Annotated in this window: 27 protein-coding genes and 1 tRNA gene; 6 read left to right on the top strand and 22 right to left on the bottom strand. The window is 74.0% G+C overall.

Annotated elements, in window-relative coordinates:
• The 3 genes from EV188_RS31705 to EV188_RS16875 all read right to left on the bottom strand — a co-directional run.
• Positions 1 to 890: DUF222 domain-containing protein (locus EV188_RS31705; RefSeq protein WP_166659926.1), on the bottom strand; the 890-nt coding region annotated here is incomplete at its 3' end.
• 84 nt (positions 891 to 974) lie between these two features.
• Entirely contained in the window at positions 975 to 1403 is a 429-nt protein-coding gene (locus tag EV188_RS16880; protein WP_133827430.1) for a pyridoxamine 5'-phosphate oxidase family protein, read from the bottom strand.
• Between the two features lie 25 nt (positions 1404 to 1428).
• Positions 1429 to 3429, bottom strand: coding sequence for a hypothetical protein (locus EV188_RS16875; protein WP_133827429.1), 2001 nt, complete (start codon positions 3427 to 3429; stop codon positions 1429 to 1431).
• 221 nt (positions 3430 to 3650) lie between these two features.
• On the opposite strand from EV188_RS16875, the gene EV188_RS16870 reads away from it, so the two are divergent.
• Complete coding sequence (locus EV188_RS16870; protein ID WP_166659925.1) at positions 3651 to 4814, top strand: type III PLP-dependent enzyme; 1164 nt, start codon at positions 3651 to 3653, stop codon at positions 4812 to 4814.
• Positions 4789 to 6045 (top strand): adenosylmethionine decarboxylase, encoded by a 1257-nt coding sequence (speD, locus tag EV188_RS16865; RefSeq protein ID WP_133827427.1) that lies wholly within the window; start codon positions 4789 to 4791, stop codon positions 6043 to 6045. Before EV188_RS16870 ends, speD begins: the two co-directional genes overlap by 26 nt.
• Before the next feature lie 8 nt (positions 6046 to 6053).
• Here speD and EV188_RS16860 read toward each other — a convergent pair whose 3' ends face one another.
• A complete protein-coding gene (locus EV188_RS16860; protein WP_133827426.1) occupies positions 6054 to 6575 on the bottom strand; it encodes a hypothetical protein in 522 nt (173 codons plus the stop codon).
• A 4-nt stretch (positions 6576 to 6579) separates the two neighbouring features.
• Between EV188_RS16860 and EV188_RS16855 the strand changes: the two genes are divergently transcribed.
• Positions 6580 to 6873 carry a hypothetical protein gene (locus EV188_RS16855; protein ID WP_133827425.1) on the top strand — a complete coding sequence of 98 codons (294 nt, stop codon included), beginning with the start codon at positions 6580 to 6582 and terminating at the stop codon, positions 6871 to 6873.
• On the opposite strand, the gene EV188_RS16850 is transcribed toward EV188_RS16855, so the two are convergent.
• From EV188_RS16850 to EV188_RS16840, 3 genes are all read right to left on the bottom strand, one after another.
• Positions 6862 to 7275: an acyl-CoA thioesterase gene (locus tag EV188_RS16850; RefSeq protein ID WP_133827424.1), complete on the bottom strand. Its 414-nt coding sequence runs from the start codon at positions 7273 to 7275 to the stop codon at positions 6862 to 6864. The genes EV188_RS16855 and EV188_RS16850 overlap by 12 nt on opposite strands.
• A 34-nt stretch (positions 7276 to 7309) precedes the next feature.
• The gene (locus tag EV188_RS16845; RefSeq protein WP_133827423.1) at positions 7310 to 9037 is read right to left on the bottom strand and encodes an AMP-binding protein; all 1728 of its coding nucleotides are present in this window, start codon (positions 9035 to 9037) and stop codon (positions 7310 to 7312) included.
• A 108-nt stretch (positions 9038 to 9145) separates the two neighbouring features.
• Positions 9146 to 9367 (bottom strand): DUF3618 domain-containing protein, encoded by a 222-nt coding sequence (locus tag EV188_RS16840; RefSeq protein WP_133827422.1) that lies wholly within the window; start codon positions 9365 to 9367, stop codon positions 9146 to 9148.
• An 83-nt stretch (positions 9368 to 9450) separates the two neighbouring features.
• On the opposite strand from EV188_RS16840, the gene bcp reads away from it, so the two are divergent.
• Complete coding sequence (bcp, locus tag EV188_RS16835; protein WP_133827421.1) at positions 9451 to 9924, top strand: thioredoxin-dependent thiol peroxidase; 474 nt, start codon at positions 9451 to 9453, stop codon at positions 9922 to 9924.
• A gap of 1 nt (position 9925) precedes the next feature.
• Here the strand turns inward: bcp and EV188_RS16830 are convergent.
• The 6 genes from EV188_RS16830 to rph form a co-directional block, all read right to left on the bottom strand.
• A tRNA-Leu gene (locus EV188_RS16830) sits at positions 9926 to 9999 on the bottom strand.
• A 13-nt stretch (positions 10000 to 10012) separates the two neighbouring features.
• Positions 10013 to 10678 (bottom strand): HNH endonuclease signature motif containing protein, encoded by a 666-nt coding sequence (locus EV188_RS16825; RefSeq protein WP_133827420.1) that lies wholly within the window; start codon positions 10676 to 10678, stop codon positions 10013 to 10015.
• A gap of 31 nt (positions 10679 to 10709) precedes the next feature.
• Complete coding sequence (locus EV188_RS16820) at positions 10710 to 11540, bottom strand: alpha/beta fold hydrolase (protein WP_243741761.1); 831 nt, start codon at positions 11538 to 11540, stop codon at positions 10710 to 10712.
• Positions 11537 to 12121, bottom strand: coding sequence for a class I SAM-dependent methyltransferase (locus tag EV188_RS16815; RefSeq protein WP_133827418.1), 585 nt, complete (start codon positions 12119 to 12121; stop codon positions 11537 to 11539). Before EV188_RS16815 ends, EV188_RS16820 begins: the two co-directional genes overlap by 4 nt.
• Positions 12118 to 12714 carry an RdgB/HAM1 family non-canonical purine NTP pyrophosphatase gene (rdgB, locus tag EV188_RS16810; protein WP_133827417.1) on the bottom strand — a complete coding sequence of 199 codons (597 nt, stop codon included), beginning with the start codon at positions 12712 to 12714 and terminating at the stop codon, positions 12118 to 12120. The genes EV188_RS16815 and rdgB overlap by 4 nt, the downstream gene beginning before the upstream one ends.
• Positions 12711 to 13454 (bottom strand): ribonuclease PH, encoded by a 744-nt coding sequence (rph, locus tag EV188_RS16805; protein ID WP_133827416.1) that lies wholly within the window; start codon positions 13452 to 13454, stop codon positions 12711 to 12713. Before rph ends, rdgB begins: the two co-directional genes overlap by 4 nt.
• A 60-nt stretch (positions 13455 to 13514) precedes the next feature.
• On the opposite strand from rph, the gene EV188_RS16800 reads away from it, so the two are divergent.
• Positions 13515 to 14933: a DHA2 family efflux MFS transporter permease subunit gene (locus tag EV188_RS16800; protein ID WP_243741760.1), complete on the top strand. Its 1419-nt coding sequence runs from the start codon at positions 13515 to 13517 to the stop codon at positions 14931 to 14933.
• A gap of 75 nt (positions 14934 to 15008) precedes the next feature.
• On the opposite strand, the gene EV188_RS16795 is transcribed toward EV188_RS16800, so the two are convergent.
• The 7 genes from EV188_RS16795 to clpS form a co-directional block, all read right to left on the bottom strand.
• Positions 15009 to 15767, bottom strand: a complete 759-nt coding sequence (locus EV188_RS16795) for an MBL fold metallo-hydrolase (RefSeq protein WP_133827415.1) — start codon at positions 15765 to 15767, stop codon at positions 15009 to 15011.
• Positions 15768 to 15852: 85 nt separating this feature from the next.
• On the bottom strand, positions 15853 to 16491 hold the full coding sequence (locus EV188_RS16790; protein WP_243741759.1) for a rhomboid family intramembrane serine protease: 639 nt from the start codon (positions 16489 to 16491) through the stop codon (positions 15853 to 15855).
• Between the two features lie 146 nt (positions 16492 to 16637).
• On the bottom strand, positions 16638 to 17588 hold the full coding sequence (locus tag EV188_RS16785; protein ID WP_133827414.1) for a PLP-dependent cysteine synthase family protein: 951 nt from the start codon (positions 17586 to 17588) through the stop codon (positions 16638 to 16640).
• Between the two features lie 31 nt (positions 17589 to 17619).
• The gene (locus EV188_RS16780; RefSeq protein ID WP_133827413.1) at positions 17620 to 17898 is read right to left on the bottom strand and encodes a MoaD/ThiS family protein; all 279 of its coding nucleotides are present in this window, start codon (positions 17896 to 17898) and stop codon (positions 17620 to 17622) included.
• A gap of 100 nt (positions 17899 to 17998) precedes the next feature.
• Positions 17999 to 18463 carry a M67 family metallopeptidase gene (locus EV188_RS16775; protein ID WP_133827412.1) on the bottom strand — a complete coding sequence of 155 codons (465 nt, stop codon included), beginning with the start codon at positions 18461 to 18463 and terminating at the stop codon, positions 17999 to 18001.
• Positions 18464 to 18520: 57 nt separating this feature from the next.
• Positions 18521 to 19078 carry a DUF2017 domain-containing protein gene (locus EV188_RS16770; RefSeq protein WP_133827411.1) on the bottom strand — a complete coding sequence of 186 codons (558 nt, stop codon included), beginning with the start codon at positions 19076 to 19078 and terminating at the stop codon, positions 18521 to 18523.
• 5 nt (positions 19079 to 19083) lie between these two features.
• Entirely contained in the window at positions 19084 to 19398 is a 315-nt protein-coding gene (gene clpS, locus EV188_RS16765; RefSeq protein WP_243741758.1) for an ATP-dependent Clp protease adapter ClpS, read from the bottom strand.
• On the opposite strand from clpS, the gene EV188_RS16760 reads away from it, so the two are divergent.
• Positions 19397 to 20722 carry a nicotinate phosphoribosyltransferase gene (locus EV188_RS16760; RefSeq protein ID WP_424922930.1) on the top strand — a complete coding sequence of 442 codons (1326 nt, stop codon included), beginning with the start codon at positions 19397 to 19399 and terminating at the stop codon, positions 20720 to 20722. The two genes, clpS and EV188_RS16760, sit on opposite strands and share 2 nt — an antisense overlap.
• 83 nt (positions 20723 to 20805) lie before the next feature.
• On the opposite strand, the gene EV188_RS16755 is transcribed toward EV188_RS16760, so the two are convergent.
• Positions 20806 to 21882, bottom strand: a complete 1077-nt coding sequence (locus EV188_RS16755) for a lytic murein transglycosylase (RefSeq protein WP_133827409.1) — start codon at positions 21880 to 21882, stop codon at positions 20806 to 20808.
• A gap of 7 nt (positions 21883 to 21889) precedes the next feature.
• Positions 21890 to 22045: a hypothetical protein gene (locus EV188_RS31700; protein WP_166659924.1), complete on the bottom strand. Its 156-nt coding sequence runs from the start codon at positions 22043 to 22045 to the stop codon at positions 21890 to 21892.
• Positions 22046 to 22051: the final 6 nt, after the last annotated feature.

Genomic DNA, 22051 nt, shown 5'->3' with positions numbered 1-22051 from the left:
TCCGACTCGCCGTCGGGACCCCGGTCGTCGGAGTCGTCACCACCGTCGGGGTCGTCGGGGTCGGGTGGGGTGATCTCGGCGTGGTACTCGGCGGCGAGGAGTTCGGCGACCTCGGTGTCGGTCATGCCCGCGGTGGAGCCGTCGAGCAGCCGGGTGCCGACCTGGCGGCGCAGCAGCGTGATCGGGGTCAGCACCCCGAGCCCGCGCACCACCGCGGCCAGCGCCTCGATCCGCGACATCGACGCGATCCCCTCCGCCGCGGGAGCGTCCACCACCGCCAGCGTCGCGGTCCCCGAGGGGTTCATCGTCAGATCCACCCGGCCCCGCGCCTCCGCCCGCCGACGACGCCGCTCCGCCCACTCGGGGTCGATGTCGAGCACCACCTCGGCGACCCGCTCCCGCAACGCCATCACCGCCAACCCCGCCGCCTCGGGCAGCACCACCGCCACCGCTTCGCGGGCGTGATCGTCGGCCAGGTCGCGGGTCAGCTCGCTGATCGCGCGGACCTTCGGCTCGTCGAGCCGCCCGTCCCACAACGCCCGACCGAGCGCCGGCAGCCGCACCGCCAGGTCGTCGGCCAGGTCCAGGCGCTGCGAGGCGGCGGTGCGCGAGCAGCCCAGCACCGCGGCGACCTCGTCACCGGAGAACTCATCCGAGCTCGCCAGCCGCCCGGTGTGCCCGTCCTGCGCGGTCCCCAGCTCGCGCAGCCCGGCCAGCAGCTGCGCCTCGGCCCGGTTGTGCACCCGCCACCGCGCCCGCACGTAGGCCGCCAGGTCCTCCCCGGTCAACAAAGTCGGGTCGATCCCGTCGAGCTCGGCCACCAGACCCGCATCCGGCTCACGACCACCCAGCGCGGCCAGGCCGCACCCCAGGTCGTGGTCGATGCTCACGAGACCGACGCTAGAACCGACCCCCGACAACGACGGGCCTCTCAGGCTCGAACACCAGATCACAGATTGGTGACGATCCCCAGGTCACAGCCCTCGGCTGGCGAGCACCCGCGTCAGCGCGATCTCGAGGACCACGCGGGCCGGATTGACGCGCGGCGGGTGGTACCGCTCGGTGTAGCGGCGCTCGCCGTCCTCCACCGACGCCGGGTCGTCGCGCACCACCGCGAGCCCCTCGATCGTCGACCACCGCCGCCCGTCGACCTGGGTGAGCGCCACGCGGGCGCCCTCGTCGCCGCCCAGGCGCACGTGGCGGGCCTTGGCGCTGTGCCCCGAGGTGAGGACGCGGGCGATGGCCGTGTCGAGGTCCAGGGTGCAGTTCACCGGCACGACGTGCGGCGACCCGTCCCGGCGCAGCGTGGTGATCACGCTGACGCGGTAGTCCCGCCAGAACTGCGCGAACTCCTCGCCGCGAGCGCGCAGATCGGTCGGCGTGACGGTCGGCGTCGGGGTCATCCGGCGATCGTGCCCCGCGGGGTGATCACCCGCCCGGCGTGGGGGTGCGCGTCACGGTGGTGGCGATCCACGCCCAGAACCGCGGGTCCATCGGCGACGTCGTCGGGATCGCCATCTGCGGCTCCACCGTGTACGCCACGGTCCGGTTGCTGCCCTGCCCGTTGCTCCTGCTCTCGCCGACGACGTTCGAGTCGTCCGAGCCGCCGGACGACGTGGTGCGCCGCGAGGTCGGCCCGGAACTGCTGGACGAGTCGGACGAGTCCGCGTCGCCGCTCGCCGTCGAGCGGGACGTCGACCGTCGCGTGGTCGGGTCGGAGGACTCGTCGTCGCTGCTCGACGAGCTGGACCGGGCGCTCGGCCGCGTGCTCGGGTCGGACGAGGAGTCCGACGACGACTCGGAGGTCGCCGACGTCCGCGTCCGCCTCGCCGCCGTCGTCTCGTCGTCGTCCGGGGAACCGGTCGTGGTCCGGGCCCGCGTCGAGCGAGCGGTGGTGTCCTCGTCGGGCGGCGAGGTCGAGCGCGCCGAGCCACCGGAGCTGCCCGTGGTGCGGCCGGCGCTGCGGTCGCCGGTCCGCTCGGGGGCGTCGGCGGCCGTGGTGCGGTTGCGGGTGGTCAGCGACGCCCCGGTGGTGGGGTCGACCGTGGTGGTCGTGCCGGCCTCGTCGTCGATCGTGGTGGTGACCCCGGTCGACGGGTCGGTGGTGGTCCGCGGCGCCGCGCGGCGGTCCTCGTCGGACACCTCCGTCGCGTCGGTCGGCAGCGGCCACCCCTCGGGCGTGGTGCGGGGCTGGCTGCGCCGCTCCGCGGTGTCCGGCGCGGCCTCGTCGGCGCCGGCCACGTCGCCCGGGCCACCGGGCTCGCCGTAGGTCGGCCAGCCCTCGGGCGTCGTCGACGGCGCCTGGCGCCCGGTCGGAAGGTCGAGCGTCGGACGGCCGGCGGTCGACGGCGGCGCGCTCCGCGTCGCCTCGTCGGTGCGCCGCGCGGGCGTCCGGTCGGCGGTGTCGGGCGCGAGGTCGGGCAGCAGCCCGCCGCCCCGGCCCTCGCCGTCACGCCCGCCGCCGTTGCCGCCGCGCCCGTTCTCGCCGCCGCCGCTGTCGGCGCCGCTGTTCCCGCCGCCGTAGCCACCACCGTTGCCGGCGGCGTTCCCGCCACCTCGACCGGCGGCGTCGCCGCCACCGTTGCCCGGCGCGTTGCCGCCCGCGTTGCCCGCGTCACCACCGCGGCCACCGCCACCCTGGCCGGCTCCGCCCTGACCGGCGTCACCACCGCGCCCGGCGCCACCGTTGCCCCCGCCGTTGCCCGGCAGGAGATCGGGCAGCAGACCGCCGCCGTTGCCGCCGCTTCCCGGCCCGTCGTCGTCCCGCGCGGCCGCGTTCCCGCCGCCGTTGCCGCCGCCGTTGCCCCGCCCGCCCGGCGACCCCGTGGGCTCGTCGCGCGTGGGGTCGGGCAGCAGCGGGAGGTCGAGCACGGGGCCCGGGTCGTCGTCGGTGGTCGCGGTCCGGGGTGGGCGCGACGCGGCGCCGGTGTCGCGCGGGATCGCCGGCTCGGCCTCCGGGGCCGGCGCGGGTGACCCGTCGGCGCCGGGCAGCTGCGGGGGCAGGACGCTCGGGACGAGCTCGTCGAAGCCCGGCGGCGGCGTCGCCGGCTGCTCGGAGCCGGGGTACGCGGGCTCGCCGGGCGAGGACGCCGGCGGGCCGAGCTCCCGCGAGCCGGGCAGCGGGATCGGGGTGAGCGGCGGCGCCACGTCGTCGGGCAGGGCCTCGTCGGGCAGGGAGTCGCCCGGAGCGGCGGCGTCGGTGCGGGGTGCGTCGGGGAGCGCCTGCGGGCCGCCGTCGTCGGACGCCGTGGATCGGCCCGAGCCGAGGGACCCGTCGGAGGAGTCGTCGACCGTCTCGGACGTGGTCGGCGCGTCGGTCGCGTTGCCGGTCAGTCCGGTGGCATCGTCCCGGGGGCCACCCGGCACGACCGCCGTCCCGACCCCGAACAGCGCCGCCACCAGCGCCACCGTGAACATGCTCGTGATCACGATGTTGCGTGGTGTGCGGAACGGCCACGGTCGCGGACGCGGTGCCGGGTTCCAGCCTCGGGACGAGGTGGACGGCATGCAACCCCCTTCGAAACATGCCCGCCCCCGACAGCGGCCCGGAGCTCCGACGGCTCCGGAGATCCGTACGGTACGCCGGTGCCGTGCCCCGGGTCAGCCGTTTCGTGGTGTCCGCGAAGAATTGGACAGGCACCATGGGGTGCGTGGGTGTCGGTGCGGACGCGCGTCCCGTGACCGCGGACCGGGTGTCCCCCCACCTCGAGCTCGACCTGTCCGCCGTGCGCCACGCCTATCGCACGATGCGCAACGCCCTGCCCGGCATCGAGCTCTGCTATGCGGTCAAGGCCAACCCGCACCCCGACGTCCTCGCCCTCCTCGCCGCCGACGGGGCCTCGTTCGACCTCGCGAGCGTCGGCGAGCTCGACCTCTGCCTGCTCGCCGGCGCCTGCCCCGAGCGCCTCTCCTGGGGCAACCCGGTGAAGAAGGTCACCGACGTGCGCGCCGCCCGCGCGGCGGGCGTCACCCGCTTCACCACCGACGCCCCCGCCGACGTCGACCTCCTCGCGCGCGAGGCCCCCGGCGCCACCGTCGGGGTCCGGCTCGCCGTCGGCGACGACGGATCCGCGACCCCGTTCGCCGGCAAGTTCGGCGCCACCGAGGACGAGGCCGTCGCCCTCCTCGAACAGGCGCGGACCGGGGGCCTCGACGCCGCGGGCATCGGGTTCCACGTCGGCTCCCAGCAGCGCGACCCCGAGGCGTGGGTGCGCGCGATCGACGCCGCCGCCCGGGTCGCCGCGCGCCTCGGCGAGCACCAGCCGCGCGAGCTGAACCTCGGCGGCGGGTTCCCGACCCTCCACGCCGGCGGCGCCACCCCCGACATCGACACTTGCGCCGCCGCGATCCGCGACGCCCTCGCCGCGCACGCCGCGTGGTGGCGTCCGCGCCCCTTCGCCGAGCCCGGCCGGGTGCTCGTCGCCGACGCGGGCGTGCTGCGTGCCGAGGTCGTCCTCGTCGCCGAGCGCGCCGGGCGCCGCTGGGTCTACCTCGACGTGGGCCGCTACCAGGGCCTCGCCGAGACCGAGGGCGAGATGATCGTGTACCGCCTGCGTACGCCCGGGCGCGGCGGGGAAACCGGTCCGGTCGTGCTCGCCGGGCCGACCTGCGACGGCGACGACGTCCTCTACCGGCACGCCGAGGTCCGGCTCCCGCTCGACCTCGCACCCGGTGACGTCGTCGAGTTCCTCGGCGCCGGCGCCTACACGTCCAGCTACGCCTCGGTGGGCTTCAACGGCCTGCCGCCCCTGCCCACGACCGTCATCGAGATCCCGGAGGAAGGTGGAATTGACCACCACACCCGCCAGCACTGAGCCCGCCACGTTCGCCGGGCGCCACGTCCTCGCCGAGCTCCGCGGCGTCGATCCCGCCGTCCTCGGCGACGAGCAGCAGGTCGCCGACGGTCTGCGCCGCGCGCTCGACGCCGGCGGCGCGACCGTCCTCGACGTCGTCGCGCACCGGTTCGAGCCGCAGGGCACGACGGTCCTCGCGCTGCTCGCCGAGTCGCACGCGTCGGTCCACGCCTACCCCGAGGCGTCGGCGGCGTTCGTGGACGTGTTCACCTGCGGCATCCAGGCCGACCCCGAGCTCGTCGTCGACACCCTCGGCCGCGAGCTCGGCGCCACCGAGGTGCGCGCCCAGGTCGTCGCCCGCGGCGCCGGGCTCGCCCCGGCCGCAGGGGGCCGCGAGGTCGACGAGCCCCTCGCCGAGGGCATGCGGCGACGCTGGCGGCTCGACGAGGTGCTGTGGCGTGGCCGCACGGAGTGGCAGGACATGATGGTCGCCCGCACCGCCCAGGGGATCTCGCTGTTCTGCGACGGTGAGCGGCAGTCGACCGAGCAGACCCAGCTCGTCTACCACGAGGCCCTCGCCGTCCCCCCGATGCTGCTGGCCGACCGCCTGGACTCGGTGCTGGTCGTCGGCTCGTCGGAAGGCGTCGTCTCCCAGCTCGCGGTCGCCGCCGGCGCCACGCGCGTCGACCACGTCGACATCGACACCGAGTGCGTCCGCCGCTGCGCCGAGCTCCTCCCCTACGGCTACACGCCCGACGAGCTCGCCGACGCCGAGGCCGGCCGCGGGCCCGTGCGGATGCACTACGCCGACGGCTGGCAGTTCCTCGTCGACGCCGCCGCTCGCGGCGACCGGTGGGACGTCGTGATCGTCGACCTGCCCGACGAGCCCGTCGAGATCACCGACCCCGCCCAGCACGCCCGCCTCTACGGCGAGGAGTTCCTGCGGCGGTGTGCCGAGGTCCTCGCGCCCGGCGGCGTCGTGTGCTCGCAGGCGGGCTGTCCGACGCTGTGGCGCAACGACACGCTCGGGCGCATGACCCGGCGCTTCGACGACGTCTTCGCGAGCGTGCTGCCCTACTGCTCCGACGAGCACGAGTGGGCGTACCTGACGGGCCGCGTCGACCCGGTGGACGACCCGGCCAGGCTCGCGATCTCGCGCCTCGACCGCTTCCCGACGCTGACCTCGATCGACGCCGACGCCCTGCGCCGCGGCGCGGTCCTGCCGTTCGCGCTCCGGACCGCGGTGTCCTGACTCCCCGGTCAGCCCGCCACGCGCGCCTCGTCGGGCGGTGGCGGCGGGACGAAGGGCTCGAGGACGATCGCCTCAGCCGGGTCGCCGCGCCGTGGCTCGAAAGCGATCTCGATCACGCCGTCGGCGTCCCGCGCCACCGCGGACAGCGTGGTGCCCGAGGCAGCGGTCGGCCACGCGCACCCGAGGTGCACGGCGATGTCGTCCTGCAGGTCGCGGAGGATTTCGTCCACGGCCCCGGCGTCCAGCACCGACCGCGCACTCGGCGTCGGCAACCGATAGCTCGTGGCGACCCGCAACGGCGCCCCGTCACGCCGGACCATCACCGCGAGTTCGGAGCCGGTGGCGACGAGCTCGCGATCCCCCGGGAGAAGCGGCGTCACGACAGCGGCGAGGTGCTGGCCGAGGGCCGCGACCCACGCGATTCCGTGCATCTCCTGCAACTCGGTCATGCCTACCTCGGTGTGATCACGCACTGGTTGTACGCCGCAAGGTACGTCGTGCGCGCCCTCTCCCCCGTAACGGATGATCACAGTCGTGAGCGCAGCGCAGGCCGTCGCCTGGTGGGTGCTGGGCGCGCTGTGGCTCCTGACGTCGCCGGGGGTCCTCGTCGCGTTCGCCGCCGTCGGCGACCCGCCGCCGGGGTTCCGCCCGGGCTGGGTGATGGCGTTCCTCGGGTGGCTGTCGATCCCGGTGACGGTGGTCGGCGCGCTGGTCGCCGAGGGCCCGTGGACCTGGCTGCCGCTCGCGTCGGTCGCCGCCCTGCCGGTCGGCTACCTCGTGATGCGGGTCGGCATCCGGATCGCGAGACGGCCCCGGTCAGGTCCCTGACAGGGCCGCCGCGAGCTTCTCCGGAATGCCCGGCGCCTTGGACCACGCCTTCGTCTCCGGGTCCTGCACCACCACGACGTAGACGTTGCGGCCGACGACCGCGACCTCGTCCGCCGAGCGGTACACGGTGAACCCGAGCGTGAAGCTCGTCGTGCCCTGCCGCTCGCACGCCACCTCGACGCGCGCGTCGTCGCGCCACCGGACCGAGCCGCCGTAGTCGAGCTCCGAGTGCACGACCATGACGTCGACGCCGGACGCGATGAGGTCGGGGTAGGCCAGCCCGACGTGGTCGAGGAAGCCCGTGAAGGCCTCGTCGAACCAGGTCAGGTAGTGCCCGTTGAACACGACGCCCTGCTGGTCGATCTCCGCGTAGCGCGGGACGACGGGGAACGCATACGTCATGGGGTCGAGCTCCGCTCCGCTCCGTCTCCCGAAGTCACTGGCGCAGCTCCGGGAAGTCCTCGTCGCGGAACTCGCCGTCGGGCGCGGCGTCGGCCGACGTGCCGGGACGCCGCTCGTTCTCGCGGCCCCGCAGCTCGACCCGCCGGATCTTGCCCGAGATCGTCTTGGGCAGCTCGTAGAACTCGAGGCGCCGCACCCGCTTGTAGGCGGGCAGGTTCTCGCGCGCGTGACGCAGGATCGCCAGCGCCGTGTCGCGCGAGGGCTCGAAGCGCGACGAGAGGACGACGTACGCCTTCGGCACGGCCAGGCGCAGCGGGTCGGGCGACGGGACGACCGCGGCCTCGGCGACCGCCTCGTGCTCGATCAGCACGCTCTCGAGCTCGAAGGGGCTGATCCGGTAGTCGGACGCCTTGAACACGTCGTCGGAGCGGCCGACGTAGGTGATGTAGCCGTCCGCGTCGCGGGAGCCGACGTCGCCGGTGTGGTAGACGCCGCCGGCGAAGACCTCGTCGTTGCGCTCGTCGTCGTCCTTGTAACCGACCATGAGCCCGAGCGGGCGGTCGGTGAGGTCGATGCAGATCTCGCCCTCGTCGGCGCGCTCGCCGGTCACCGGGTCGACCAGCACGATCGGGTAGCCGGGCAGCGGGCGGCCCATCGAGCCGTCCTTCACGGGCTGGCCGGGCGGGTTGCCGATCTGCAGCGTCGACTCGGTCTGCCCGAAGCCGTCGCGGATCGTCATGCCCCAGGACTCGCGGACCTGCTCGATGACCTCGGGGTTCAGCGGCTCCCCGGCGCCGACGAGCTCGCGGACCGGGATCTGCACGCGGGTCAGGTCGGCCTGGATGAGCATCCGCCACACCGTGGGCGGCGCGCAGAACGTGCTGACGCCCTTCTCGACCAGGACGTCGAGCAGCTTGTCGGCGTCGAACTTCGTGTAGTTGTAGATGAAGATCGTCGCCTCGGCGATCCACGGCGCGAAGACGTTCGACCACGCGTGCTTGGCCCAGCCCGGCGAGGCGACGTTGAGGTGCACGTCGCCGGGCTGCAGGCCGATCCAGTACATCGTCGACAGGTGCCCGACGGGGTAGCTCGTGTGCGTGTGCTCGACGAGCTTCGGCTTGGACGTGGTGCCGCTGGTGAAGTACAGCAGCAGCGTGTCGCTGCCCTTGGTGGGGCCGTCCGGCGTGAACTCGGCCGGGGCGTCGTAGGCGGCGGCGAAGTCGAGCCAGGGCTCGGTGATCCGGTCCCCGACGGCGATCCTGGTGTACTCGCCGGGAACGTCGTCGAACTTGTCGACGTCGGCGTCCCGGACGATCACGTGGCGGGCGTTGCCGCGGTCGATGCGGTCGCGCAGGTCGGCGGCGCCCAGCATCGGCGTCGACGGGATGAGGATCGCCCCGAGCTTCATCGCGCCGAGGATCGACTCCCAGAGCTCCACCTGGTTGGCGAGCATCAGGATGATCCGGTCGCCGCGGCGCACCCCCTGGGCGCGCAGCCAGTTGGCGACCCGGTTCGAGCGCTCGCTCATGTCGGCGAAGGAGTACGTGGTCTCCCGGCCGTCCTCCTCGACGATCCACAGCGCGGGGCGCTGGGCGGAGCCGGGGTCGGCGCCGATGGCGTCGAAGTGCTCGAGGGCCCAGTTGAACTCGTCGAGCTGCGGCCAGCGGAAGTCACGCAGGGCCGCGTCGTAGTCGGTGCGTCGTTCGAGCAGCTCGTCCCGCGCCCGTCGGAACTCCGTCGCGGACTTGCTGAGCTCGGGCACTGCGGTGACCTCCTACGTGACGCCGGTGGCGAGGCGGTTCTACCACCTCGCCACCGGCGCAGGGAGACGGAGCGCAGCGTGAGCCCGACCCGTGGGACGAGGTCCCCGCTACTTGAACAGCTTCCGCAGAATGATCAGCCCCACGAGCGCGCCGGCGGCGTAGACGGCGTACTTCACCTTGGGGTCGGCCCACTTCTGCGCGGCCATCTCCTTGCCCTGCTCCGAGAGCCGCTGCGGGTTGGCCCGCTCCGACAGCTCGTCGAGGGCGCCGGCGAGCGCCTCACGCGCCTGCTGGATCTCCTTCTCGATGGCGTCCGTGTCCCGTGCCACGGCACCTCCCCTGTGGTCGTCGGTCGCGCTGACCGTCGCTCTGTTCGCGACCGGCCGGTGGTCGGCGGCTATCCTGCCCGCCCGTGACCGCCGATACCCGCCTGGCCCCCGGTCAACCCGCACCGGACTTCTCGCTGACCTCCGATCAGGGGGCCACGGTGTCCCTCGCGGACCACCGCGGGCACCGCGTCCTCGTGTACTTCTACCCCGCCGCGATGACCCCGGGGTGCACCAAGGAGGCCTGCGACTTCCGCGACAACCTGGCGACGTTCGACGACGCGGACGTCACGGTGCTGGGGATCTCGCCGGACAAGCCGGAGAAGCTCGCGAAGTTCCGCGAGAAGGAGGGCCTGACCTTCCCGCTGCTCTCCGACCCCGACCGGTCGGTCATGCAGGCGTGGGGCGCGTTCGGCGAGAAGACGATGTACGGGAAGACGACGACCGGTGTGATCCGGTCGACCTTCCTCGTCGACGCCGAGGGGAAGATCGAGGAGGCGCAGTACGGCGTGAAGGCCACCGGCCACGTGGGCCGGTTGCTGCGCGATCTGAAGCTGTAGGTGCCGGCGGAGGGATTCGAACCCACACTGTCGCGGTCCTAGGCCGCGTGCCTCCTGCCGTTGGGCTACGCCGGCTCTGCCATTTGGTCTACCTCTTCCGGCCGCGGGAGCACCACGTCTCGGTCTGCGAGTGACAGTTGCCGCAGAGGATACGGAGGTTCTCGAGGCGGTTGTCGGTGTGGTCGCCGTTGACGTGATCGAGTTGGAGGGGCAGCTGCTCCCCTCGCCAATCGCTGAGGCCACACAGCTCGCAGCGCGCCTCCTTCAGCCCTGCGCGGACGAGTCGGCGCCGGACCGTCGCCGAGCTCGCCGTGGATCGCTCCACCAGCAGCTCTTCGAGCGTCGTCCTCGGACGGAAGGGCATCTTCCGACCCTTCATCGACGCCCGTCCGGTGAAGTGCGACGTGTCGAGGCCGAGATGGGCGATCCGGGCCCTGATGTAGCGGTGCATGCCACCGCTGGGCGTGTAGCCGAGCTCCCGGAGGACGTCCGAGTACGTCGACACGCGGGCGACCACGCCGACGAGGTCCTCGTCCGTCCACTCCCCTCGGCGACGAGTCCGGGGCGACAGGTCGAGATGCGACGTGTCGAGGCCGAGTCGGCGGATGTGCGCGAGGAGGACGCGGTAGCCGCCGGGGGTGATGCCCAACGCGAGGTGCACCTGGCGCAGGGTCGTACTGGCGGCGACGGCCTCGCGGAGCTGCTCGTCGGTCCAGGATCGTGCTCGCGGCATGACCCCATTCTCGTCGAACACGTGTTCGAGCAGGGGTCGTTCCGCGGAACTCCTACAGGAACGCCCGGACCGCCGCCGCGACCTCGTTCGCCGCTTCCAGGGGCACGAAGTGCCCGACGTCCTCGAGGTGGTGCACCCCGCGCAGGTCGGTGAACGCGCGGTCCAGCCCGTCGGCCAGCCGGGGCGGGAAGAGCGGGTCCTGGTCGCCCCAGAGCACGGTGGTCGGCACGGTGACCGGGGGCGGCGGGTCCTGGTCGCGCATCGCCAGCGCCGTGCGCAGGGTCGCCGACCCCGAGCGGTACCAGTTCACCGACACCGTGAACGCCCCCGGGCGCGCGTAGGCCTCCACGAGCTCGTCGGTGACCGCCGCGATCCCGCGGGCGCCCCAGTGCGACCAGAAGTGCTCCAGGTAGGTGCGCACCGCCTCCGCCGAACCGTCCACCAGCCGCGAGGCGAGCTCGAGCTGGTGGAAGTCCTGGTACCAGAACTCGGCGCGGTGGTCGTCGTCCAGCGACGCCGCCGCCGACCCCGGGTGGATCGCGTTGCCCAGCACGAGCGCCCGGACCCGCTCGGGCGCGGTCCGGGCGAGGTGGGCGGCCGTCGTCGACCCCACGTCGTAGCCCACGAGCACGGCGGACTCGAAGCCCAGGTGGTCCATCAGCTCGAGCACCGCGGCACCCTGGGCGTCGCGACCGAAGTCGGTGGCCGGGCGCTCGACGTCGGCCGGGCCGAACGAGGCGCCGAAGCCGAGCAGGTCGGGGACGACGACCTGGGCGTCGCGCTCGAGCAGCGGCAGCAGGGCGCGGTAGTCGGACGCGGCGCCGGGCCAGCCGTGCAGGCAGACCACCGGGACGCCGGCGCCCTCGTGGGCGTACGAGATCACGTGATGCCGAGTACCCGGAATCCCGCGTGCGACGACAGTCGTCGTGCCATGTGGCCCTGCTCGCCGAGCCAGCGCGCGAGCGAGTCCGACCCGAGGTTCTTGCTCACGACCAGGTACGACGACCCGTCGACGCGCGGCAGCCAGCGCAGCAGCAGCTCGTGCAGCGCGGCCTTGCCCGATCGGATCGGCGGGTTCGACCAGAGCTCGGCGAAGCGGACGTCGTCGGGCACCTCGTCGGGCCGGCAGGCGCGCACGTTCGTCAGGCGCGCGGCGGCCGCGTTGGCCCGCACGAGGTCCAGCGCGCGGTCGTTGACGTCCACCGCCCAGACCGTCACGGCGGGACGCTGCGCGGCGATCCAGAGCGCGATCGGGCCGTAGCCGGACCCGAGGTCGAGCACGTCGCCGGACTCGACGGGGTCGGGGGCGTTCTCGAGCAGCACCCGGGTGCCCTTGTCGAGCCGCCCGCGGGAGAACACGCCGGAGTCGGTGGTGAGGTCGAGCGCGACCCCGCCGATCTCGAGCCGGAACGGGACCGGGTCGGACGGCGAGGTCGGCTGCTCGGAGAAGTACTGGTCGGTCACGAGACCTCGGACAACCGTGGGATCAGGCCCCGCAGTGCGCGCGAGCGGTGCGAGACCGCGTCCTTCTCGTCGGGGGCCATCTCCGCCGAGGTGCGGGACTCGCCCTCGGGGACGAACGCCGGGTCGTACCCGAAGCCGTTCGTGCCACGCGGGAGGCGGATGAGGCTCCCGGGCCAGCGCTCGACGACGACGATCTCGCGGCCGTCGGGGTGCGCGGCGGCCGCGGCGCACACGAAGGCGGCGCCGCGCCGGTCCTCCGGGACGTCGGCCATCTGGTCGAGGACGAGCGCGAGGTTCGCGGCGTCCCGTTCGACCCGCGCGCCCCCGCGGCCCGACCAGCGCGCCGACAGCACGCCCGGCATCCCGTTCAGCGCGTCGACGGCCAGCCCGGAGTCGTCGGCGACGGCGACCAGCCCCGTCGCCCGCGCGGCGTCGCGGGCCTTGGCCAGCGCGTTCTCCTCGAACGTCGCGCCGGTCTCGGGCGCCTCGTCGAACGCGGGGACGTCGTCGAGGCCGACCACCTCGAGGCCCGACGTCAGCCGGCGCAGCTCCGCGAGCTTGGCGTCGTTGCGGGTGGCCAGCAGCACCTTCACGGCAGCTCCCCCGGGTACGGCTCGGCGAGCGCGGCGGTCTGCAGCTCGGTGAGCCGGGCGCAGCCGGCGAGCGCCGAGTCGAGCATCGCGTCGAGGGTGGCGCGGGTGTAGGTGGCGCCCTCGCCGGTGCCCTGGACCTCGACGAGCGTGCCGGTGTCGGTGGCCACGACGTTCATGTCGACCTCGGCGCGCGAGTCCTCCTCGTACGGGAGGTCGAGGCGCACGCGGCCGTCGACGACGCCGACGGAGACCGCGGCGATCGAGCACGACAGCGGCTGGGGGTCGGCGAGGCGCTTGTGGTGGCGCAGCCAGGTCACGGCGTCGGCGAGCGCCACGTAGGCGCCGGTGATCGCCGCCGTGCGGGTGCCGCCGTCGGCCTGAAGCACGTCGCAGTCGAGCTGGATGGTGTTCTCGCCGAGCGCGCGCAGGTCGATCGCGGCCCGCAGCGCGCGACCGACGAGGCGGCTGATCTCGTGGGTGCGCCCGCCGACGCGGCCCTTCACCGACTCGCGGTCGCTGCGGGTGTGCGTCGCCGACGGCAGCATCGCGTACTCCGCGGTGAGCCAGCCGAGCCCGCTGCCCTGGCGCCAGCGCGGGACGCCCTCGGTGACGCTGGCCGCGCAGAGGACCGTGGTCTGCCCGAACGAGACGAGCACCGACCCGGCCGGGTGCTGCTGGAAGCCGCGCTGGATCGTGATCTCGCGGAGCTCGTCGTCCGCCCTGCCGTCGCTGCGTGCCACGGGCGACCACCCTAGGAGCCACCCGGCACCCCGGGGTCGGTCGGGCTAGCTTGGACGGTCGTGCGTACCGAGGGCCGGACCGGGCTCGTGCTGTTCGCGAGCTGCCTGGCGCAGTTCATGGTCGTGCTCGACGTCTCGATCGTGAACGTCGCGCTGCCGTCGATGCGCGACGCCCTCGGGTTCGACGCCGAGGGCCTCGCCTGGGTGATCAACGCCTACACGCTGGCGTTCGCCGGGTTCCTGCTGCTCGGGGGCCGTGCCGCGGATCTCTTCGGACGCCGGCGCGTGTTCCTCGTCGGGCTCGGGCTCTTCGGTCTGGCGAGCCTCATCGGCGGGATGGCGAACCACCCCGCGCTGCTGCTCGCGGCCCGCGCCGTGCAGGGGCTGGGCGGGGCGGTCCTCTCCCCCGCCTCGCTCGCGATCCTGCAGACGACCTACCCCGAGGGCGCGTCCCGCTCGCGGGCGTTCGGGTGGTGGGCGGCGATGGGCGGGGTCGGCGGCGCCGCGGGCGGGCTCGCCGGCGGCCTGCTCGTCGGGCTGCTGAGCTGGCGCTGGATCTTCTTCGTCAACGTGCCGGTGGTGGTCCTGACCGCGGTGCTGACCCTCGCCGTGGTCCGCGAGACCCGCGACGAGAGCCGCCCGGGACTCGACGTCACGGGGGCCGTGCTGGTGACGTCGGGGCTGGTCGCGCTCGTGTACGGGGTGGTGTCGCTCGAGTCGGAGCCGTGGGTGTCGCCGCAGGTCCTCGGCGCGATGGCGCTGGCCGTCGTCCTGCTCATCGCGTTCGTGGTGTCCCAGCGGCGCAGCAGCCACCCGCTCGTGCCGCTGTCGGTGTTCCGCCTGCGCTCGGTGTCGACCGCCAACGTCGTCATCCTGCTCATCACGTCGGCCATGTTCTCGATGTGGTTCTTCGTCTCGCTGCACATGCAGGACGTGCTGGGCCTCGACGCGCTGACCGCGGGCCTGGCGTTCCTGCCGCAGTCGTTCTCGGTGGTCATCGGCTCGCAGATCTCGTCGCGGCTGCTGCCGCGCGTCGGTCCGCGGGCGGTGCTCGTCGGGGGCGGCACCCTGACCGCGGCGGGCTTCGCCTGGTTCGCCTTCCTCACCCCGACCGAGAGCTGGGCCGCCGGCATCCTCGGACCCGGCATCGCGGTGACCCTCGGGATCGGCCTCGTCTTCCCGGCGGTGACGACGGCCGCGACGACCGGCGTCGACGGCGGGCTCGCGGGCCTGGTCAGCGGGCTCGTGACGACGTCGCGGCAGATCGGCGGCGCGGTCGGGCTCTCGGTGCTCTCGACGCTCGCGGCGGCGCACACCGCGTCGCTGGTGGCCGCGGGGACGGCGGCGCCGGTGGCGCAGACGGCGGGGACGACGCGCGCGTTCGCCGTGTCGGCGGTCGTCGTCGCGGCGGCGGTCGTCGTGGCGCTGTTCGTGCCGGCGCCGAGCCGCGCCGCCGACCAGGAACCGGCGCGCGTCTAGCGTCGGCGTGTCGCGCAGCGAGCGTGTGGCGATCCTGGTGATGAGTACCAGCGATGCCGCATCGCTCGCACTCCCCTAGATCGTGTAGTGCCCGTCGGGGACGACCAGCTCGGTGGGGCCGGAGAACTCCTCGCGGGCCTCGGCGAGCAGGGCCGGGCCGTCGGCCCACGCCGGCACGTGCGTCAGCAGCAGGCGCTCCACCCCGGCCTCGCGGGCCGTGCGGCCGGCCTGGCGCCCGGACAGGTGCACGCCGGGCGGGCGCTCGGGGCCGTCGCTCCACGTCGACTCGCAGAGCAGGACGTCCGCGCCGCGCGCGAGCTCGACCAGCTCGCGGCAGGGGCCGGTGTCGCCGGAGTAGACGAGCGAGCGGCCCTCGTGCTCCAGGCGGATGCCGTAGGCCTCGCAGGGGTGGTCGACCGGCGCGCTGGTGAGGGCGACGGGGCCGATCGCGCCCGGGCCCTGGGCGAAGGGGCGGTAGGTGAAGACGTCGCTGAGGTCGGTGGCCACGCGCTCGTCGGACGACGGGGCGTAGGCCACGGCCAGGCGGACCTCGGTCTCCGTGGGCCCGTGCAGCGGGACGACCTTGCCGGGGCCGTCGGGGTGGTAGCGCTGGTGGACGATCAGCCCGGAGACGTCGGCGCAGTGGTCCGGGTGGAGGTGCGAGAGGACCAGGGCGTCCAGGTCGAACGGGTCCATGTGGCGCTGGAGGGCACCGAACGCGCCGTTGCCGAGGTCGAGCACCAGGGACGTGTCGCCCGCGCGCACGAGATAGCCCGAGGCCGGGGAGTGCGGGCCGGCACCGCTGCCGGAGCATCCCAGGACGATCAGTTCCACGCGCGCACCCTACGGGCCGGACCTACCCGAACGCACAGGCCCGGCGCGACCCCGCAGGTCACGGATCGAGCACGGTCCCCGCGGGTCAGGGCACGGCGGGCGTGTCCGACGGCCCGGTCCGCCTGCGGTCGGCGGCGACCGTCATCCGGGCGGCGAGCACCCCGCCGATCGCGCCGCAGAGGTGCGCCTGCCAGGAGATGCCGGGATTGCTCGGGAACACGCCGAGGAGGAGGCCGCCGTAGATCAGGAAGAGGACGACGGCCACGACGATCTGGGCCGCCGAGCGCGCGAAGAAGCCGCGGACCAGCAGGAACGCGAACCAGCCGAAGATGATGCCGGACGCGCCGATGGTGGAGCCGGGGCTGCCGATGAGCCAGGTGCCGACGCCGCTGACGATCCAGATCACGGCGGTGACCGCGATGAACTGGCCGAGCCCGCCCGCGAGCACGAGGAACCCGAACACCAGCAACGGCACGGTGTTGCTGGCCAGGTGCTCGAAGCCGCCGTGCAGCATCGGCGCCCAGAGGATGCCGCCGAGCCCCTCGAGGCTGCGCGGCACGATCCCGTCGTCGTCGAGGCCCTGCGGCGGGTCGAGCGCGACGAACACCGTGCGGTCGGCGAGCTCGATGAGCCAGAGCAGCGCCACGATCCCGACCATGAGGATCGCCGCCCGCAGCGGCTGCGCGGGCAGGATGCGAGGCGAGGGGCGCGCCGGGCTCGTCACGCCCTCGACAGTACGACGACCCGCGCCGGATCCCTGTGGGTTCCGACCCCGAGGTTTCCCGGGGACTCAGCCCCTGGACGCGGCGCCGCACGTCGACACACCACGCGACGGAGGAGCGTGGGGTGTCGAACCGGCTTGCCGCGAGGCTAGGCCCAGAGCTGGCCCTCGAGCGCCTCGGCGGCCTCCTCGAGCGTGCCGCTGTAGGCCCCGGTGGACAGGTACTTCCACCCGCCGTCGCACACCACCATGACGATGTCCGCCTCATCGTCCGCGCCTGCGGCCTTCTCGGCCTGGGCGAGGGCGGCGTGCAGGATCCCGCCGGTGGAGATGCCCGCGAAGATGCCCTCCTGCTCGACGAGCTGGCGGGTGCGGCGCAGGGCGTCGTAGGCCCCGACGGAGTACCGGCCGGTGAGCACGTCGGGGTCGTAGAGCTCGGGCACGAAGCCCTCGGCGATGTTGCGCAGGCCGTAGACGAGCTCGCCGTAGCGGGGCTCGGCGGCGATGATCTGCACGTCGGGCTTGTGCTCGCGCAGGTAGCGGCCGGTGCCGACGAGCGTGCCGGTGGTGCCGAGGCCCGCGACGAAATGGGTGATCGTCGGCATGTCCCGCAGGATCTCCGGCCCGGTGCCCTCGTAGTGCGCGAGCGCGTTGGCCGGGTTGCCGTACTGGTAGAGCATCACCCAGTCGGCGTGCTGGGCGGCGATCTCCTTGGCCGTGGCCACGGCCTGGTTCGACCCCCCGGCGGCCGGCGAGAAGATGATCCGCGCGCCGTACATCTCGAGCAGCTGGCGCCGCTCGGCCGAGGTGTTCTCGGGCATGACGCAGACCAGCTCGTAGCCCTTGAGCTTGGCCGCCATCGCGAGCGAGATGCCGGTGTTGCCCGACGTCGGCTCGAGGATGGTGCAGCCGGGGGTGAGCCGGCCGTCGGCCTCGGCGGCCTCGATCATCCGCAGCGCCGGCCGGTCCTTGATCGAGCCCGTCGGGTTGCGGTCCTCCAGCTTCGCCCAGAGACGCACGTGCGGCGCCGGCGAGAAGGACGGCAGGCCGACCATGGGCGTGTCGCCCAGGGCGTCGATCAGGGAGTCGTACCGGGCCATGGGCCTCTCCTGGAGCGCGGTGGTGCGCTGGTCAGCGAGCCCCGCCCGCGACCGCGGGCAGGATGGTGACGGTGCCGCCGTCGGGGACCTGCGCGTCGAGGCCGCCGCTGAAGCGCACGTCCTCGTCGTTCACGTACACGTTGACGAACCGGTGCAGCGCGCCGTCGGTGACCAGCCGGTCCTTGATGCCGGGGTGGTTGGCCTCGAGGTCGGTGATGACGTCCTGGAGCGTCGAGCCCTCGGCCTTGACCTGCTTCTCACCGCCGGTGTGGGTGCGCAGGATGGTCGGGATCGAGACGGTGGCGGACACGGATTCCCTCCGGGTGCATGACGAGCGGACGTGGTTGAACGAACAGCGTGCCACGGGGGCACGGCATTCCGTGACCCGTCGACGACGGGTCGCGCATGCCTCAGGAGCCGGCGTGGTCCGGGACGTCGTCGGTACCGGTGTGGGCGAACATGTAGTTCTCCACGACCTGCACCTCCTCCTCGGTGACCTCGCCGTCGACGATGCGGTACGAGCGCAGCTCGTGCTGCTCGGGATCGCGGGTGCCCACCAGCACGTAGTGCGCGAACGGCTCCTGGGCGAGCGAGATGTCGGTGCGCGACGGATAGGGCTCGGTCGCGGTGTGGGAGTGGTAGACGACGACGGGGATCTCGTCGTTCGTGTCCATCTCCTTGTAGACCTTCAGCTGCTCCATCGAGTCGAAGCGGTAGAAGGTCGGCGAGCGCTCGGCGTTCTCCATCGGGACGAAGCGCTCCGGACGGTCGGAGCCGTCGTCGGGGCCGGCGAGGATGCCGCAGGCCTCGTCGGGGTGGTCCCGACGGGCGTGCGCGACCATCTGCTCGACGAGGTCGGCCCGGATCACCAGCACGACATCGAGGATACGGGGAACGACGTCGCTCAGCCCGTCAGCATCGTCACGCCGCCGTCACGCCATCAGCGTCGACACCAGCGAGTCCTGCAGCCACGTCAACCAGTGGTAGACGGGCAGGTGGTCGGCGCGAGGGTCGTCGGCGGGGAGCTGCTCGGGCATGTCCTCGGTCACCTCGAGGGCCACGCCGAGCGCGAGGCGCACGTCGTTGACCGCGGCCAGCCACTCCTCGGCCTGCGACGGTGCCAGCTCGACGCGGCCGCCACCGGCGGGGCAGGTCGCGAGGACGGTGGCGATCGCGTCCAGCTTGGCCTCGATGAGCTCGGGCTCGTTGACCGAGCGCAGGGCCGCGGACAGCTCGCCGGCGTCCTCCTCGCCCGACGAGGCGAAGTCGGGCAGCAGGCGCGCCAGCACCGGGTCGTCGGGCGGCGTCGACGGGCCCGTGCGGATGCCGGTGATGGCCGCGAGCTCGTCCTCGGGCGCCGCCTCGTTGCGGCCGGTGAGCATCTGCTCGACCTGGCCCATCAGGCCGCGCAGCACCGACGCCTCGGGGCGCTCGAGCACCGCGACGTAGCGGACGCGGTCGCCGCGCCCCTGCCTCTTCCAGGCCTTCAACGCGGCTAGCTCGCCCGCTGCATCGTGGCCCAGAGCCCGGCCGCGTGCAGGCGCGAGACGTCGCCCTCGACCTTCTCGCGGCTGCCCGACGAGACCGTCGCCCGGCCCTTCTGGTGGACGTCCATCATCAGCGCGGTGGCCTTGGCCTTGTCGTAGCCGAAGAGCTTCTGGAACACGTAGGTCACGTACGACATGAGGTTGACGGGGTCGTTCCAGACGATGGTCTGCCACGGGGTGTCGGCCAGGGTCGCCTCGTCGACGGACTCCTCGGTCCGTTCGTCGATGTCCGGTTCGGCCGGGGCGGACAGAACGACCTCCATGCGCTCCATGGTGCCACCTAGGGTGGTCGCCGTGACCTTCCCGGGGCCGAGCACAGCGCTCCTGACCGACCAGTACGAGCTCACGATGCTCGACGCCGCCCTCGCCGACGGCACGGCGACGCGGCGCTGCACGTTCGAGGTCTTCGCGCGCAGCCTGCCCCACGGGCGGCGCTATGGCGTGGTCGCGGGCGTGCCGCGTCTGCTCGACGCGATCGCCCGGTTCACGTTCGACGAGGCCGAGGTGGCCGTGCTGCGCGGCGCGGGCGCGGTCAGCGAGCGGGCGGCGGAGTTCCTCGACGGGCACCGCTTCGCCGGCGACGTCAGCGGCTATCCCGAGGGCGAGCTGTACTTCCCGGGCTCGCCGGTGCTCTCGGTCAGCGGGACGTTCGCGGAGTGCGTGCTGCTCGAGACGCTCGCGCTCTCGGTGCTCAACCACGACTGCGCGATCGCCTCCGCCGCGGCCCGCATGACCACGGCCGCGAACAGCCGCCCGCTGATCGAGATGGGCTCGCGGCGCACCCACGAGGAGGCCGCGGTGGCCTCGGCGCGCGCGGCCTACCTCGCCGGGTTCCAGGCGACGTCGAACCTCGAGGCCCACCGCCGCTTCGGGGTGCCGACCACGGGCACCAGCGCCCACGCGTTCACCCTGCTCCACGACACCGAGGCCGACGCGTTCCGCGCGCAGATCGAGGCGCTCGGCGTCGGGACGACCCTGCTCGTCGACACCTACGACATCACCCAGGGCATCGCCACCGCGATCGAGGTCGCGGGCCCCGAGCTCGGCGCCGTGCGGATCGACTCCGGCGACCTCGGGGTGATGGCCCAGCGCGCCCGCGCCCAGCTCGACGGGCTGGGGGCCACGAACACCCGCGTGGTGATCTCCGGCGACCTCGACGAGCACTCGATCGCCTCGCTGCGCGCCGAGCCCGTCGACGCCTACGGGGTCGGCACGTCCGTCGTCACCGGGTCCGGCGCCCCGACCGCCGGCATGGTCTACAAGCTCGTCGAGGTCGAGGGACGCCCGGTCGCGAAGCGGAGCTCGTCGAAGGAGTCGCGGGGCGGGGCGAAGTCGGCGCTGCGCCGGCACAAGCCGACCGGGACCGCCGTCGAGGAAGTCGTGCACCGGCTCGACGCCGACGTCGAGGTCGGCGAGCACGACCGCGTCGTCCCCGTCCCCCTGCTGCGCAAGGGCGAGCCGGCCGGGGAGCTCCCGAGCCTCGACGAGTCCCGCGAGCACCTGCGCCGCGGCCTCGTCGCCGTGCCCTGGGAGGGGCTCAAGCTCTCGCGCGGCGAACCCGCCATCCCGACGACCTTCGTCCTCTGACCGCGCGCCGGCTCTGCGGAGCGAGGGACTCCCTCGCTGCGTCCCGGGCAGCGAACGTGACCCTCGCTCCACGCTCAGGCGGGTCAGGGCGCGCCGAACAGGGGTGACGGGTCGGCGTCCTCGGGGGTCGGGGCGGTCGTGACCGGTGGCGTGGGCTCGGTGGTGGCGGGGGTCGTGGTCGTCGGAGCCGTCGTGGGTGCCGGTCGCGCGACCGACGGGGCGGGTGCCGGGGTCGCGGGCGGGCTCGCCGGCGCGATCGCCAGGGCGTCGGGGCCCGGTTCGGTCGGCACACCGGGGACAGCGGAGGAGACGGGCGCGGGCAGCTCCGGCGCCGGGGCGCCCGCGGCGTACGCCGCCTCGATCGCGAGGACCTGCGCCACGTAGGCGTCGGAGCGGTTGTAGGCGAAGACCGCCGCGGCGCGCTGCCCCGGGTCGGAGAGGTCCGGGCCGCCGGCGCAGAGGTGCCGCCCGCTGCCGACGGCCGCGTCGTCGACGTCGTCGACGTCCGCCGCACCGTCACCGTCGCCGTCGGCGCCGTAGGTCTGCCAGCTCGACGGCAGGAACTGCATCGGGCCGGCCGCGAGGTCGACGCCGGGGTCGCCGTCGAGGCGCCCGGCGTCGGTGTCGACGAGGAACGGGTGCCCGCCGGTGCCGTCGAGGCGCGGGCCGCGGATCGGGGCGAGCGTGCGCCCGTCGACGCTGACCGCCCCTCCGCCGGCGTGGTCGGACTCGACGCGCCCGATCGCCGCGACCAGCGTCCACGGCAGCCGGCAGGACGGCGCGGAGGTGCCGAGGGCGCTCTCGGCCCCGCGGTAGGCCTGCAGCACGCGGCCGGGGATGCCGGTGGCGTCGACGGGACCGGCGGCCGCGGGGATCGGGGCCGGGGGCGTGGGAGGCGGGGTCCACGCCCCCGGCGCGACGCCGGTCGCCCCGAGGGCACCGACGTCGATCGGGGCCGGCGCGATCTGCGCCGACGGGTGCGGCACCGCCTCGGTCCCGGGCAGGCCGAACGACACGGCGGCGGCCAGCACCGGGATCGCGAGCACGCTGGCCGCGAGCAGCGCCGTCCGGCGCCGCTCGGGCACCGGCGGGTCGGTGAGGTCGAGCTCCTCGGGAGGACGGTCGAGCTCCTCCGGGAGGGGCCGCCAGGTCGTCGTCACGGTGCCCTCAGCCGAAGGCGACGTCGCCCGGCACGAGGAGCGTCTCCACGGCCGGGAACACGACGGTCATCAGCAGCAGGACCACGGCGGCGGCCGCGAGCACCGCGAGGGCGACCCGCAGCGCCGGCGGCCCGGGCAGCAGCGTCCAGAGCTTCTCGTACACGGCGTC

It is taken from the genome of Actinomycetospora succinea, assembly GCF_004363095.1.
In the GTDB taxonomy this organism is placed as follows: Bacteria; Actinomycetota; Actinomycetes; order Mycobacteriales; family Pseudonocardiaceae; genus Actinomycetospora; species Actinomycetospora succinea.
Note: the sequence above shows the minus strand (reverse complement) of the source record. Positions and strands in the feature narration are given on the sequence as shown.

Coding starts and splice junctions, on each gene's coding strand:
- EV188_RS16785 (WP_133827414.1), bottom strand. CDS start 17,588: ATGGCCCGGTACGACTCCCTGATCGACGCCCTGGGCGACACGCCCATG.
- EV188_RS16880 (WP_133827430.1), bottom strand. CDS start 1,403: ATGACCCCGACGCCGACCGTCACGCCGACCGATCTGCGCGCTCGCGGC.
- EV188_RS16850 (WP_133827424.1), bottom strand. CDS start 7,275: ATGACGTATGCGTTCCCCGTCGTCCCGCGCTACGCGGAGATCGACCAG.
- EV188_RS16760 (WP_424922930.1), top strand. CDS start 19,397: ATGCGCTCCATGGTGCCACCTAGGGTGGTCGCCGTGACCTTCCCGGGG.
- clpS (WP_243741758.1), bottom strand. CDS start 19,398: ATGGAGGTCGTTCTGTCCGCCCCGGCCGAACCGGACATCGACGAACGG.